The organism is Taibaiella lutea, assembly GCF_008629695.1.
Lineage (GTDB): Bacteria > Bacteroidota > Bacteroidia > Chitinophagales > Chitinophagaceae > Taibaiella > Taibaiella lutea.
The window spans coordinates 233,670-248,583 of the sequence record NZ_VWSH01000004.1 but is presented as its reverse complement, the minus strand read 5'-3'; the positions used below and the strand labels follow the sequence as shown (position 1 = coordinate 248,583).

Sequence of the window (14,914 nt, the reverse complement as noted above, 5' to 3'; positions counted from 1 at the left end):
TTGCTTAGTCAAAATCCGGCACAAAATCAATCCGTCTTTCAGTGTTATAAAGGCTATTCCGTCCTTTCAGGGCTCACGCTGATTAAGCCCTGAAAGGGCGACAGAAATCAGCGATGGGTAAAACCCATCGCCACTAAAAATAACAATAGATTCTTTACCTCAGACTTCCTACAGCATCGGGTGACGTTTAAATTCTTTCTGCCTGTCGAACAAATACCTGTAAGTACTCAGGCGGCGCGTCACATGTGCCCCGAGGTTTTGTGCTACGTTAATCATTTTAGGATTGAAATCGCCTATCCATTGCATCTCATAATCTTTATAAGGCGTTTCAAAGCATATAACCTTTGAACCTTCCAATATTATGTACGCATCCATGCCTTTCCCCTGCCATTCAGGAATGATGCCAAAGACAAGCCCCAACGCACGTTCGCATTTACCGAATTTCTGAAGCAACAGGAATTTGAGTTTGTGGTACAATCCGAATTTACCATTCAGGTGTTTGAAATACTGGTTCAGATCCGGAAGGTTTATCCAGCATGCAACAGGCTCCTGTTTATGATAGACAATCCAGTTCAGGCGTTCATCCATTACAGGCTTCATGGATCGGAACATCTTTACAGCCTGGCGTTCGTCCAGCGACTTGCCTTGTCCGTGGCTTGCCCATGCTTTATTGTAGATGTAAGTAAAGTCCTTTGCATATTTGTCAAGGTCACTTTTCAATATCTTTTCGGCATGCAGGTCTTCATTTTTCGATAATTCCTCATGACGCGTATAGAACTTATCCTGAAATTCATAAACGATTTTCATGCCATAGCATTCCTGATTGAAATAAACCTGAAAACCATAATATTCAAACAAGTCTTTATAATAAGGCGGATTGTAGTTCATGCAATACAAAGGTTCAAAATAACCTTCTACTACAAGGCCCCACCAACGGTCGCGTTCTCCAAAGTTTATAGGGCCGTCCATAGCTTCCATACCCTGTTTGGCAAGCCATTCTTTGCAATGGTCCAGCATAAAATTCGCCGCTTCCTGATTGTTGATGCATTCAAAAAAACCAATGCCGCCCGTGGGCTGTTCCTGCTTGTACTTATTATTGATAAAAGCGGCAATGCGCCCGATTACTTCTTCCTGTTTATTGACTAACAACCATCGCTTACAAACACCGTGTTTGAAGAATTTATTTTTATTGACATCAAATACATCTTCAATGTCTTTATCCAACGGGCGAATCCAGTTGGAGTCATTATTATATATAGCAAGGGGCAGATCCAGAAACTGTCTGGCTTCGCGGGCGCTGACCACCTCTTTCATTTGAAACTTCATGGGGCAAATTTATGGGATTTATGATTGAAAGTAGCAGAGGCCTTAAAGGGAGGGCCGACGCTTACATTTATTTAATTGCCGGATGGCTGAATGGTTGAATTATTTTCTTCAATGCGTAACTACAAATAAGTTCCATTGATTATAATCATCGAGCTCCATAATATGACATTTGCCTGACATGCTTTTCCCGATTATGAAAGCGAAATTCCCGATTATGAAAATGCCTGCATGAATGCTGTTCTATCTTCGCGGCCGGTTAAACAGAGGCCTGTATTCAGGCGATATTAATAAACAATCATTTCTAAATCAATATTTACAAGATGAAGAAAATCTTTATGATTTTTGGAGCATCCCTCCTCTCACTGGCAGCATCTGCACAATCGGGCGAGGTGAAAGGAAGAGTTTTAAGGCATGACGGCCTGCCTGCTACGCAAGTTGTGATAACGTTGGATAATGCCGACGAAGTAACTACGGACAATGACGGCGTCTTTATTATAGATGCTACTCCCGGTAAACATACGATTACCATTCACGGTGCAGGCATCAAAAACAAAACTGTTGATATTACGGTAAGCGAGGATAAGACAATTGAAGTGGCTGATATCTATCTGAGCAAAAGCAATACGGATTTGGATGAAATCGTTATCGGCGATACGCGTAACCAATATGTAAGCAATACGCCATCCAACAGTCTAAGAATCGAAACACCCGTGTTGGAAACGCCACAGAATATACAAATCATAACCGGCAAAGTGCTTGCCGACCAGATGGCTACGACTTTCCGCGACGGTGTTATACGCAATGTAAGCGGTGCAACGATGCTGGAACACTGGGGCGATATGTATGCGCGCATCAATGCACGCGGTTCCCGCCTTGCAGCTTTCAGAAACGGCGTAAACATTACTTCCAATTGGGGGCCTTTAACAGAAGACCTTGCCTTCGTGGATCATGTTGAATTTGTGAAAGGACCGGCAGGCTTTATGATGTCGACCGGAGAGCCGAGCGGTATCTATAATACTGTTACGAAAAGGCCAACCGGAGAAACCAAAGGCGAAGCAAACTTTATGATGGGTAGTTATGATTTCTATCGTGCTTCCGTTGACCTGGACGGTAAATTTGACAAGGAAGGAAAAGTGTTGTACCGCTTGAATGTATTGGGACAAACAAAAAATTCATTCAGACAATTTGAGTACAATGACCGCTACGGATTTGCGCCCGTCATCACTTATAAATTTGACGATAAAACAACTTTCACTGCTGAATACATTTTCCAGCATGCAAAAATGTCGAACGTAGGTACTTACTATGTTTTTGCAACAAACGGTTATGCCAAACTGCCCCGCAACTTTACGTTAGCAGATCCGGGCCTTGACCCTACAACTGTAAACGACCATAACATCAACCTGAACCTGCAACATAAATTCAATGATGACTGGAAACTGACTGCACAGCTTTCTTATTTCAATTATCAGCAGGTGGGTAGCTCTATGTGGACAGGTGCAGACCTTACAGATAGCTTGGGGAATATAACCGTGCCTGCCGTAGGCGCTGACGGCAAGGTTATCAGGAACGTTTCCATCTGGGATGCATCCAATATCATGAAGTTCGGACAGGTTTACCTGAACGGTAATATTCAGACAGGAGCCGTACATCAGCGTATCCTTGCAGGCATCGACGCGGGCGATAAGGAATATATTGCGGACTGGAATGATGGTTTCAACTTAGATACTTACGAAAGTCCCTTTGATGTAAACAATCCGACTTACGGCAATCCGTCGAACGGATACCATTCCGATCAGTTCAGGCTAAGAAGAGAATCGATGTCATTGGTACAGCGTGCAGGCATTTACGGCATGGTAAACCAATCGTATGCTTCCGCTTATGTGCAGGATGAACTGGCATTCTTTGAAAACAGATTGCGCCTTACAATTGCCGGACGTTATACTTATGTAAAAAACAACGATTACAACACGGTTACGGAAGCCAAGAAGTTCACGCCGCGTATAGGCCTGAGCTATTCCATTGATAAAGCGACTTCCGCTTACGCTTTATATGATCAGGCTTTTGTTCCTCAGAGCGGCATCAAAAAAGACGGCTCTACCGTTAAGCCGCTTACCGGCGACAATATGGAAATAGGTATTAAAAGAGACTGGATGGATGGCAAATGGAATACATGCCTTTCTGTTTACCGCATCCTGAAAAACAATGCAGTTGCAGGCGATCCATCTGATCCTACAGGAAGGTATTCTATCGAGTTCGGCCAGACAAAGACACAAGGTATTGAGTTTGACATACGTGGTGAAATAGTAAGAGGCCTTACATTAACGGCCAACTATGCTTATACCGATTCTAAAATCACGAAAGATCTTACTGAAGCAAATGTAGGAACTGTAGTGCCTGGTTTTGCAAAACATACTGCAAATGCATGGCTGAACTATAAAATCATGGATGGCGTATTGAATGGCCTGGGCATTTCAGGCGGCGCAAGCTATATGGCAGATCGCTCAACATGGACCTGGGGCGGTACGGGAACGAATAATCTTCCTACGTATTTCAGATTGGATGGCGGCTTATTCTATGAAAAAGGAAAAGTGCGTGTAAGTGCCGATATATTCAATATTACCGATAAATATCTTTACTCCGGCGCTGCTTATGCCGCTTATTATTACTGGCAGGCAGAGGCAGGACGCAACTGGAGAATGGGCGTTACTTACAGATTTTAAGGAATGCCATTCGCAGCCATTTTGTAATTTTAATTCATGAAACGCTATAAGGCATTGTCCTTATAGCGTTTTGCCAACATTCAAACAATCATATTCATGTCTCAAAAGAAAACCAATAACAGAACCTTCAAAAAGCTGACAGGTAAGCTGCATTTGATTCTGGGGCTTGCAAGTGGCATTATTGTTTGCATTTTGGGCATAACGGGCTGCATGCTCGCCTTTCAACGGGAAATAGAAGATGCAACCCAATCTTACAGATTCACAGCAGTACAGCCGGCATCTTATTATCCCCCATCACAGATACAGGCTATTGCCGTAAAAACATTGCCCGGTAAAAAACTGCACAGCATTTCTTACCAACAAGGCAAAAGCGCCGTTGCATCTTTTTACAATGGCGATCCTTCCTACTATTATCTTGTTTACCTCGATCCCTATACAGGCAAGGTTTTGAAGGTAAAAGACATGAGCCGTGATTTTTTCAGGATTGTAATCGGTATTCATTATTATCTTTTATTACCTGAAAATATAGGGCAGCCCATTGTAGCATCTGCAACCCTGATTTTTGTAATATTATTGATATCGGGCATTATTCTATGGTGGCCGAGAAACAAGGCTGCAAGAAAGCAAAGGTTCAGTGTAAAATGGAAAGCAAGCCGGAAGCGTACGAATTATGACTTGCACAATGTACTTGGCTTTTACATGAGCTGGATAATCATTTTCATTGCGCTGTCAGGATTGGTGATGGGTTTTCAATGGTTTTCAAAAACGGTTTACTGGGTCAGCTCCGGCGGGAAAGCGGAAATTAAATTCAGCATGCCGCAATCTGCAAAACCTTATACTGCCGTAAATGCATCGGAGCCTCTTATTGATAAAGTGTGGAAGCTTACGAATCAAAAACAACCCGGGTTTCCCGGAATTATTGAGGTGCATATACCCGAAGATTCCATTGCTGCGCTTGAGATTGCCATGAATCCCGATGGCAATACTTACTGGAAATCAGACTATATTTATTATGACCAGAATACCCTGAAGGAAATTCCGGTGAAACATGCTTACGGCCTGAAAAAAGATGCAAGCGCTGCGCAGAAGCTGCAACGTATGAATTACGATATACATGTCGGCGCTGTATTAGGATTGCCGGGTAAGATAATGGCTTTCTGTGCCAGCCTTATTTGTGCGAGTATGCCGGTTACGGGTTTTATGATTTGGCGTGGCAGGAAAAAGAAGAAAAAAATACATCCTACAAAATAAACCGAACAAATATTTAAGCGGCAGGAACAACAACAGGATAGGGTTTTACCCAATTATTATAGGATAGGGTTGCACCCTATCCTATTTTCTTTCGCCCTTTAAGGGCTGGTAGAGAGGGAGTGTGTACAGTAATTAAACCTGTGAGGTTTTGAAAACCTCATAGGTTTACTGAAATAAATCAGCGAATAGGGTTGTGTCTAATTATTAGAGGATAGGGTTTCACCCTATCCTGTTCTCTTTCGCCCTTTCAGGGCTGGTAGAGAGGCGTATAATCAACGGAAGGGGTTTTCTTTATGTTATTAACTTAGGCGTCTAATTAAACCTATGAGGTTTTGAAAACCTCATAGGTTCCTGAAATGCAATCAGAGGACAGGGTTTTACAGAATTATTATTGGATAAGGCTTCACCCTATCCTGTTCTCTTTCGCCCTTTCAGGACTTTTAGAGAACGTTTTAAGCAGTATGTCAACACCTATAGTTGAATAGCCAGATACAAAATCAGGCTCTATATGTATCAAAACAGATAGGATTTGAAATCATTATTGGACAGGGTTTATTCCTGTCTATTTCATATAATCTTTAGTGGATTATTCTGCTACAGGTATGGTAATGTAGAAAGTTGAACCGATGCCTTCCGTACTCTCCGCCCATATTTCGCCGCCGTGATCTCTTATGATTTTGGAGGTAATATATAAACCCATTCCTAATCCGGAATGTGTTGTCATGACATCTTTATCGCGGTAAAATTTCTTGAAAATAGATTCCATACTGCCCGATGTCATGCCGATACCCTGATCTGTAAAGCCAATTTTCACAAAACCATCCTGAGTTACATTTCCCGTGATGATGATGTCAGTATGCTTATCAGAATATTTTGCGGCATTAACAATAATGTTAGAGAATACTTGTTCCATTCTTATTTTATCAATGAAAACGGTATAATCATTACTCAGGTTAACAATGATCTGATGATGCGGCACGATATTTTTAAGGACGGCTTCCATTTCTATAATAAAGCCGTTCAACGAAACAGGTTCTTTTGTATAGGCAAAGTTGCCGTTTTCCATCTTTGAAACATCCAGCAACTGCTGAACCAATGATAGCAATTTTGTGGTCTGAAAATCGACTTTAGTTAAAAACTCTCTCACATCTTCACTGCATTGATCACCGAGTGTAAGTGCAATCTGTGTATAAGCCTTTATAATGGTGATAGGCGTTTTTATTTCATGACTGGCAATGGAAATAAATTCAGTTTTCTTTTCATCAATTATTTTTGACTGACGAAGCTCTTCTTCTTTTTCCTGAGCAATTTTATTCAGGGAATAGTTTCGTTGTTTGATCTCTTCATAAGCATTGAGAGGCTCTTCTTCTTCAAAGTATTTTACCAATGTTGCAAGCTTAACGGGATCCAACCTCAGAGAACGTGGCATCCCTATCTTCATTTCGATGGTATTGCCTGTTTCAGATTCTATCAATCGGAATTCGGGAACGAGTTTTTGCGCATAGTAATAACCTGCATCTTCATTGGTAAACCTGATTGTATTTTCAAACGCAACGGAAGCAATTAAACTGTATCGTTGTTTATATTGCTCCACACAAATATTCAATTCTCCATTATCGGTATGTTCAATTACCGTCCGTGCTATTTCAGAAACGGCAGTAGCAAAAGTAGTCTGTGTTGCAATAGTAAGCCCCAACCGCTCTGCTACTTTCATGGATTTTCTGTGGGCCAGAACAAGGTCCATTTCATTTTCCAGCGATACCTTTATAATGTTTGTCATTTCAGTTTTGCTATTACTATTGACATATCGTCGTTTCTGCGTGCATAATCTTTGTATATTACCGCAGCTAAAACAGCTGCATCGTATTTATACATTTGCGGGTGCCGTGTCAGGTCAATGCGTGTCTTAATTCCATCAGAACATAACATAATCTGGTTAAACTGATCACCAGGATAAACCTGATCATTAATCGTCGAGGGAATATTATGGCCTACAATTCCATTATAAGACATATGATTTTTTACAGTTATCGGTCCGTTGACTCTCAAAAAGATATTACCTACGCCTGATGAAGTCCATTTTTTTGATTCGAACTCATAACCTGTAATATTGATAACGGCCCCTCTTGTTTTTTTTATATTGGCATGAATAAAACGTAAGGTTTCAGAAGGGCTGTAATCAGGAAAAACTTTGAATGCAGCAACTGCTTCATTCACTGCTTTGTTCGCTTCCGGCCCATGTCCCAAACCATCTGCGAGCATAAATTTTATATACTTGTCTGTCCTTTTGTACACAAAACCATCTCCGCTTACGGTTTCTCCCGGCTTGCAAACTACGATAGGACGTATAATGATGTCTTTTTTAGTTCCTGCTTTTTCAGGTTTGCTATACACTCTGCTCATTACAATAGTTCCCCAGCCTATCTGAGAATAGATTTCAAAAGTATCAGACAGTCTTTTCATACTGCCAAGCCCATGTCCCAGTGTATTGGAGGTAGATATACCGTCTTGCATCATTTTCCCCGGGTTAATCATTCCGGGGCCTTTATCCAGACTAATGAGTTCCACGTAAGGATTGTCGCCATTGGCAAATACGCCAACAAGTATTTCGCCGTCATCGCTGTACTTATACAGGTTTGAAGTCATTTCGGCCGCAATCAGATCCAACTCATTGATACGTCCGGGTTTCATTCCGGATTCTGTAGCAAGTCTCCGGATTTCTTTTTTTATAAGTGAAAAATAGCTTCTGTCATTTGCGGTAAAGCTAATATGTGTTGCGTCAACCATTTGCCCATTTCAATATCGTAACCTGTGTACCTTCCCCTACTTTACTTTTTATTTCAAATTCATTGACCAGACGTTTTGTGCCGGGTAACCCTAATCCAAGACTTTTGCCGGTGGAAAACCCATCGCGCATAGCGGCAGTAATATCCGGAATGCCGGGACCTTTATCACTGAAAGTCAGCCTTACTCCATTTATCTTACCGCTCGATACGATTTCGATAAGGCAATTACCGCCATTGGCATAGCGCAGCATATTCCTTACCAGTTCGCTGGCGGCCGTAATAAGACGGGTCTGGTTAACAAGGCCCATTTTAATCTTGACGGCAACTTCTTTAACCCGGTTTTTGAGAAAGACCGAATCCTGTTCTCTGACAATCTGGATGTTGTCTTTACTCAGCGATAGAATCATCAGTAGTGAGGTCTTGGTCGTCATCCTCTTGAGGAATATGAATCATTGATTTTAGTAAATTCATTCCTTTTTCCATATCCAGTGCTGTATGTACACCTTTAAGCGGCAAGCCGAGTTCAATAAGCGTTATGGCAACAGCAGGCTGCATACCTACTACTACTGTGGCTGCATCCAGGATTCTGGACATGCTGGCAATATTCCCGATAATGCGCCCCATGAATGAGTCTACTATTGAAACCGCCGAAATATCTATCAATACTCCTTTTGCGCCTGTTTTGTTCACCATCTGTACCAAATCCGATTCGAGCGTAAGCGCGAGTCGATCGTACAGATCTACCTGAATAGTGACCAGCAAAAAGGCCCCCATCCGAAGAATAGGAATTCTATCCATGGTATATCTTTAATTATTTTTGAATTGAATTAACTTTTCTAACTTCCAAGCGCATTACCTGAAAAGCATAAGCCAGAGCACTTGCAAGGGTCGCTTTCGTAATGATATTGGAAAGATCAATACCAAGATGAACCACGGTCTGAGCAATTTCAGGCCTGATGCCACTGATAATACATTCCGCCCCCATTAAACGGGTAGCGCTGACCGTTTTGATCAGGTGCTGCGCCACCAGTGAATCTACAGCAGGAACACCGGAAATATCAAGGATAGCAATGCTGGAGCCTGTTTCCACAATTTCCTGCAGCAGGTTTTCCATTACCACCTGTGTACGTGCACTATCAAGCGTACCAATGATAGGCAAGGCAAGAATACCGGTCCATACACGGATTACCGGCGTAGATATTTCTGTTATCTCATCTGTCTGACGAAGGATCACTTCTTCACGGCCTTTGATAAATGTTTCAAAAGTCACCACGCTAAGGTTATCCATAATGCGGCTGATCTTCATGCTTTCCTGAAACAACATCATAGGATCAGTCTTAATCTCATCCTGCAATACTTGTAGTAAAGCTTCTTTCAATGAGAAAACAAAATTACCAGTTTCACGCGGACTGAAGCCCTGGCGTGCCCTTGTGATAGCTATTCCTCCGAGAATCTCTATAACCGGACTCCACTCATCAGAGTTGAGATCAGAGAAATTTTCGGCAGAAAGATTACCAACCAATGCGGTGACCAGTTCATCAGACTGGCTTCGTAATTCCTCGTTACTGATAAGGTCTTCGCGCAATCCTTCATCTGAAAGTTGGTTCTTCATCCAGAGTTCAAGGATACTCTTTTTCTTTTTTTGTAGCAATTGGTATGTTTTGGTTGGCATAGTTGAAAGATACAATCTAAATAAGCGGTTAGTTATATGGTTCAGCCTGGCAAGGATGAGAATTAATTAGCGAAAGGTAGAGAATCATTTTAATAAAATGAAATTCAAATTTTTATATACAGCCGGAAGAAAATGTTAATCCTTGCAGATGTTGTTATTGTGTGTCCAAGAATGTATAAAATAAATGTTTTCAGGCATAAAACTGTGTTGTATCATTCCCTAAAGGAACTTACAAATATTGTATTTGAAAGCAGGTTATGGAATGAATTATCAAACACATTTCGCTGAAAGGTATTCAGATAAATAAAAAGGGTTTGTTCGTTTACGAGCAAACCCTTTTTATTTAGTATTCAGGCAAATTTGCCGATGTGCGGCAAAGGAGATTCGAACTCCCACGCCCGTAACAGGCGCTACCACCTCAAGGTAGTGCGTCTACCAGTTTCGCCATCGCCGCATTGAGGTTGGCAAAGGTGCATTTTTTTCAGTAAATCTCAAATAAATTTTTCTTAGTTTTTGAGAATGAACTCTTTAAACTCATTTTCCCAAATTATTTGCTGATCGGAAGTAATATTAAGGAAACAAACAGCGTTCCTATTATCTTTGACTGAATTTAAAATAATTTTCTTAATTTTGCTGCTCTTATGCGGAAATTTTCGTTTGTTTTTATTGCACTGATTGTATTTACTATGTGTTCCTGCAAAAGCACACATCAAAAAATACTTGAAAGCAAAGACCTTTCTTACAAACTTACCAAGGCTAATGAATACTACGACCACAAGCAGTATCAAAAAGCGGTTGAGTTATACGAAGCTCTGATGCCTGCCTTCAGGGGTTCTAAGAATTATGAAGAATTGTATTATCGCTATTGCTATTCATTTTATTATCAGAATGATTACCTGAGTGCATCGTATCAATTCAAGAATTTTGTGGAATATTTCCCTAAAAGTTCGAGAGCTGATGAATGTGAATTCAAATATGCAACTTGTTTATACAAATTATCGCAACCCTATTCCAAAGACCAGTCAAGCACCTATAAAGCTATTGATGCATTGCAAACCTACATCAATACGCATCCGGGCTCGCCTAACCTGACTTTGGCCAATAATTATATTGATCTCGGCAGGATTAAAATTGAAACAAAGGATGCTAAAGCTGCCCAGCTTTATTTTGACATGGGCGAATTTAAATCTGCAACTGTTGCATATAAAAGCCTGATTCAGGCTTATCCCGAATCTAAAATTATAGATCAATACCAATTAATGTTGATCAAATCTTTTTGTAAATACGCCGAGTTAAGTATAACGGAAAAGCAGGAAGAGCGTTATGCTGAAGCAATCAATGCTTATAACGAACTTATAACCTATACACCTAATTCGACTTACATTAAAGAAGCACAAACCTATTATAATTCAGCACAAAACAATATAAAACAACTTCGTAATGAGCACAAATAAAAAACTAGTTTCCTCATTGAATCCATTGATTGAAACACGTGACGTTGCAGCTATCAAAGGGAAAACCGGCAATCTTTATGAAAGTATTGTAGTAGCATCTAAACGTGCTAACCAAATCAATATCAGTGTTAAAGAAGAATTGCACCGTAAGCTGGATGATTTTGCCAACCATACTGATACTTTGGAAGAAGTGCATGAAAACAAAGAGCAAATCGAAATCTCCCGTTTCTATGAGCGTATGGCAAATCCTGCTTTACAATCTCTTTCCGAGTTTATGAACGATAAAATCTATTATCGTAAGAAAGATCAGGAATAATCTTTTCTTTAGATAGTAGCTTTGTCCGGCAATAGAAATAATACCAAGCTCTAAAGCATTTACATTCTATGTCTTTACAAGGCAAAAAAATAATTTTAGCCATTACTGGTAGCATTGCGGCGTATAAAACGCCGCAATTGGTGCGTTTATTGGTAAAGGCCGGAGCCGAAGTACAGGTTATTATGACAGAATCAGCAAAGGATTTTGTCAGCCCTTTGGTTCTTGCGACAGTTTCTAAACGAGATGTCTTTTCATCTGTAAGTAATGGTGCGCACTGGAATAACCACGTACATCTCGGACGTTGGGCGGATTTGCTTCTGATAGCGCCCTGCAGCGCTAATTCATTGGCAAAAATGGCTAATGGACTTTGTGATAATATGGTAATGGCTGTTTATCTTTCGGCTATATGTCCTGTAATTCTGGCGCCAGCCATGGATGAAGACATGTGGCTGCATGCTGCCACCAAAGCTAATCTGGAAAAAGTGCAGTCATTTGGAAATGAAGTTATTCCGGTTGAACATGGTGAACTTGCAAGCGGAATTATAGGTGCCGGAAGAATGGCGGAACCTGAGGCTATACAGGAACATCTGGAATCTTTCTTCGAAAAAAAAACTAAAGTCCATCCTGCCTCATCGTTAAAGGCATTGGTAACTGCCGGGCCTACATACGAATTGCTGGATCCGGTACGTTTTATCGGTAATTTTTCAACGGGGAAAATGGGTATTGCCTTAGCAGAATCCCTGGCTGAAAAAGGAATTGAAGTTACATTGGTTTTGGGACCAAGTAAAGAAAAAGTAAATCATCCGCTTATTAAGATTGTAAATGTAGTAAGCGCAGAAGAAATGCTGCAAGCTTGCCTGAAAGTTTATAATGCAGCGGATATTACAATTTGTGCTGCGGCAGTAGCGGATTACAGGCCTGTTGAAAAGGCCCCGGAAAAGATTAAAAAAGGTAGTGAAGATAGCTTTCATCTGGAATTGGTAAAGAACCCTGATATCCTGGCAACATTAGGCAGAATGAAAAGAGAAAATCAGGTATTGGTCGGTTTTGCTTTAGAAACAAATAATGAGCTGGAACATGCGCAAAAGAAACTGGAAAGCAAAAAGGCCAATATGATGATATTGAATTCGCTGAGAAAAGAAGGAGCAGGTTTTGGGCATGATACGAATCAGGTGGAGATTTTGCAGAAAAATAAAGAAATCATTTCATTACCCTTACAGTCCAAGGCCGAAATAGCAAAAAGTATTGTAGATTGCATATTGTCTATACACAAGAATGATGCGTAAACTTTTTATTTCATTTATAGGATTATTACTGGCGACAAACGTCATGGCACAGGATTTGAAAGGCATTGTAGAAGTTAATGCCGACCGCATTCAAAATGTGGATCCTAAAGTTTTTGACGGACTTAAGAAGGCTTTGAACGAATTCATCAATAACCGTAAATGGACTGCAGATAATATAAAACCTGCTGAAAGAATTGAATGTAACTTCCTGCTTACCATTACCAAAAAAGCTGCTGATGATAATATTTTTGAAGCCAATCTGAATATTCAATCTTCAAGGCCGGTCTTTGGTTCGGGATATAATTCGCCTATGGTAAATTATATAGACAGGGATGTTACTTTCAGGTTCGATCAAGGGCAAACATTACAATTTGATGATGCAAGGGTAAGTGGCAATGATGCTTTAAGTTCTAATCTCACGGCTATTTTCGCTTATTATGCCTATTTGATTGTCGGTTTCGATTATGAATCGTTTTCTCTGAAGGGCGGGGACGACTATTTCAAAAAAGCGCAGAATGTTGTTTCCAATGCACCTGAAGATACCAAAGCAATTAAAGGCTGGAAAGCCGCCGAGAATAACCGTAACCGTTATTGGTTGATTGATCAGATTTTAAACCCGCGTTTTGCTGCATTCAGGCCGCTTTATTACAGCTACCACCGCAAGGGCCTGGATATGATGAGCACCAAACCTGAAGAAGCGAGAAAAGTAATATTGGATGGCATCCCTACCCTTACGCAAATCAATAACGATAATCCGACTTCTATATTTTTCCAGTTCTATTTCAATGCCAAATCCATAGAATACCAAAATATATTGATGCAGACGCCTGTGGCCGACAGAAAGGATTATGTGGAACAGCTTTGCAAAATGGATGTTCCCAATACATCCAAATACAGAAGCATCCGATGACCTGAAAAGTCAAGGTTGTTCTATCTTTTGTTCCAATCAATTTTTACTGTCTTGAAATTTTCTTCTATATCCATTATTCTCATTGTATTGCTGACATTGCAGTTGGGTTGCAAAAGCCTTCCTGACAATCCTCCTGTTGCACCCGAAAAGATGAGTAAAGTGTTACTGGATATGCAAATTGCAGAGACATATAGTCTGGGATTAGGGGATAGCGTTACCAATAAATTTGAGAAAAACTATGATAGCCTCAGCGTTTTTTACCGCTCCGTTTTAAAGAAATATGATATAAGTTTCGAGGATTTTAAAGATGCCATGCAATGGTATGAGGCAAGACCTTTAAAAATGGATTCCCTGCTTTCAAATGTTTTGAATCAACTGTCCGAAATAAAAGCGAAAGAAAAAATAAAGAATTACGACCCGAATGCTGAAAACAAACCTGTCATCAATGTCGATTCTTTAAACAAGCATAAGGACACAAGTATTAAAAAAGACCTGCGTAAAAGGCAAAATCTGACGGATACCACAACCAAAAGAAGGGTTATGTAAAACAGGCAATCAAATAAATCATTATAGAAATTCAGTTATACTTCATGAAATTCAACGCTACAAAATATTTATTAATCCCGGCTATCATTTCTTTTCTTTTTGCATCTTGCCGCCCTGACAATCCGGTGCCAAAACGCAGAGGTTATCCGAGATATGATTTTCCCGAACATGCTTATCAGCAATTTGACAGTGCATCTTTTCCTTTTTCATTTGAATATCCTGTGTACGGCCAATTGGAACAAGATGCAAACCTTAATAAAGAAGAAAATTCGCCTTATTGGATCAATGTTACTTTCAAAGATTTGAATGCAACCATTTATCTAAGTTACAAGGATATTAACAGCGCCAACACGTTAGACAAATTAGTAGAAGAGTCTTACAGGCTTACAGAAAAGCATGATGTAAAAGCAGATAAAATAGATGCGCCTCAAATCAAAACACGTAATGGGTTGACCGGTGTGTTTTATATGGTTGGCGGTAACGCAGCTTCCGCGTACCAATTCTTCCTGACTGACAAAACAAAACATTTTATCAGAGGCGCGTTATATTTCAATACTACACCGAATGCCGATTCTTTAATGCCTGCTAATGAATTTTTAAAGAAAGACATGGAGCATTTGGTAGAAACATTAAAGTTCAAGTAA

General features: G+C 40.3%; 14 protein-coding genes and 1 tRNA gene. 8 read left to right on the top strand and 7 right to left on the bottom strand.

Translation table 11 applies throughout. The annotated features are described in order from the left end of the window. Positions 1-168: 168 nt before the first annotated feature. Positions 169-1,326, bottom strand: a complete 1,158-nt coding sequence (locus F0919_RS15970; RefSeq protein ID WP_150033793.1) for a hypothetical protein — start codon at positions 1,324-1,326, stop codon at positions 169-171. Positions 1,327-1,646: 320 nt separating this feature from the next. On the opposite strand from F0919_RS15970, the gene F0919_RS15965 reads away from it, so the two are divergent. After that, positions 1,647-4,049, top strand: a complete 2,403-nt coding sequence (locus F0919_RS15965; protein WP_150033792.1) for a TonB-dependent siderophore receptor — start codon at positions 1,647-1,649, stop codon at positions 4,047-4,049. 96 nt (positions 4,050-4,145) lie between these two features. Next, the gene (locus F0919_RS15960) at positions 4,146-5,300 is read left to right on the top strand and encodes a PepSY-associated TM helix domain-containing protein (RefSeq protein ID WP_150033791.1); all 1,155 of its coding nucleotides are present in this window, start codon (positions 4,146-4,148) and stop codon (positions 5,298-5,300) included. 586 nt (positions 5,301-5,886) lie between these two features. On the opposite strand, the gene F0919_RS15955 is transcribed toward F0919_RS15960, so the two are convergent. The 6 genes from F0919_RS15955 to F0919_RS15930 all read right to left on the bottom strand — a co-directional run bounded on the left by F0919_RS15955 (position 5,887) and on the right by F0919_RS15930 (position 10,212). After that, positions 5,887-7,080, bottom strand: a complete 1,194-nt coding sequence (locus F0919_RS15955; protein WP_150033790.1) for a sensor histidine kinase — start codon at positions 7,078-7,080, stop codon at positions 5,887-5,889. Further along, the gene (locus F0919_RS15950) at positions 7,077-8,087 is read right to left on the bottom strand and encodes an ATP-binding protein (protein WP_150033789.1); all 1,011 of its coding nucleotides are present in this window, start codon (positions 8,085-8,087) and stop codon (positions 7,077-7,079) included. Before F0919_RS15950 ends, F0919_RS15955 begins: the two co-directional genes overlap by 4 nt. Then, entirely contained in the window at positions 8,080-8,517 is a 438-nt protein-coding gene (locus F0919_RS15945; RefSeq protein ID WP_235903529.1) for an anti-sigma regulatory factor, read from the bottom strand. Before F0919_RS15945 ends, F0919_RS15950 begins: the two co-directional genes overlap by 8 nt. Further along, positions 8,474-8,848 carry an STAS domain-containing protein gene (locus tag F0919_RS15940; protein WP_235903528.1) on the bottom strand — a complete coding sequence of 125 codons (375 nt, stop codon included), beginning with the start codon at positions 8,846-8,848 and terminating at the stop codon, positions 8,474-8,476. Before F0919_RS15940 ends, F0919_RS15945 begins: the two co-directional genes overlap by 44 nt. Before the next feature lie 49 nt (positions 8,849-8,897). Continuing rightward, complete coding sequence (locus F0919_RS15935) at positions 8,898-9,737, bottom strand: STAS domain-containing protein (protein WP_235903527.1); 840 nt, start codon at positions 9,735-9,737, stop codon at positions 8,898-8,900. 390 nt (positions 9,738-10,127) lie between these two features. Beyond that, positions 10,128-10,212: transfer RNA gene (locus F0919_RS15930), tRNA-Leu, on the bottom strand. Positions 10,213-10,399: 187 nt separating this feature from the next. Between F0919_RS15930 and F0919_RS15925 the strand changes: the two genes are divergently transcribed. The 6 genes from F0919_RS15925 (at position 10,400) to gldD (ending at position 14,914) form a co-directional block, all read left to right on the top strand. Beyond that, positions 10,400-11,212, top strand: a complete 813-nt coding sequence (locus tag F0919_RS15925; RefSeq protein WP_150033786.1) for an outer membrane protein assembly factor BamD — start codon at positions 10,400-10,402, stop codon at positions 11,210-11,212. Next, the gene (locus tag F0919_RS15920) at positions 11,199-11,528 is read left to right on the top strand and encodes a DNA-directed RNA polymerase subunit omega (RefSeq protein ID WP_150033785.1); all 330 of its coding nucleotides are present in this window, start codon (positions 11,199-11,201) and stop codon (positions 11,526-11,528) included. The genes F0919_RS15925 and F0919_RS15920 overlap by 14 nt, the downstream gene beginning before the upstream one ends. Positions 11,529-11,596: 68 nt before the next feature. Further along, a complete protein-coding gene (gene coaBC, locus F0919_RS15915; protein ID WP_150033784.1) occupies positions 11,597-12,814 on the top strand; it encodes a bifunctional phosphopantothenoylcysteine decarboxylase/phosphopantothenate--cysteine ligase CoaBC in 1,218 nt (405 codons plus the stop codon). Further along, positions 12,804-13,724 (top strand): type IX secretion system protein PorD, encoded by a 921-nt coding sequence (porD, locus tag F0919_RS15910; RefSeq protein WP_150033783.1) that lies wholly within the window; start codon positions 12,804-12,806, stop codon positions 13,722-13,724. The genes coaBC and porD overlap by 11 nt, the downstream gene beginning before the upstream one ends. Positions 13,725-13,775: 51 nt before the next feature. After that, a complete protein-coding gene (locus F0919_RS15905) occupies positions 13,776-14,270 on the top strand; it encodes a DUF4296 domain-containing protein (protein ID WP_150033782.1) in 495 nt (164 codons plus the stop codon). Positions 14,271-14,314: 44 nt separating this feature from the next. Continuing rightward, positions 14,315-14,914, top strand: coding sequence for a gliding motility lipoprotein GldD (gene gldD / locus F0919_RS15900; RefSeq protein ID WP_150033781.1), 600 nt, complete (start codon positions 14,315-14,317; stop codon positions 14,912-14,914).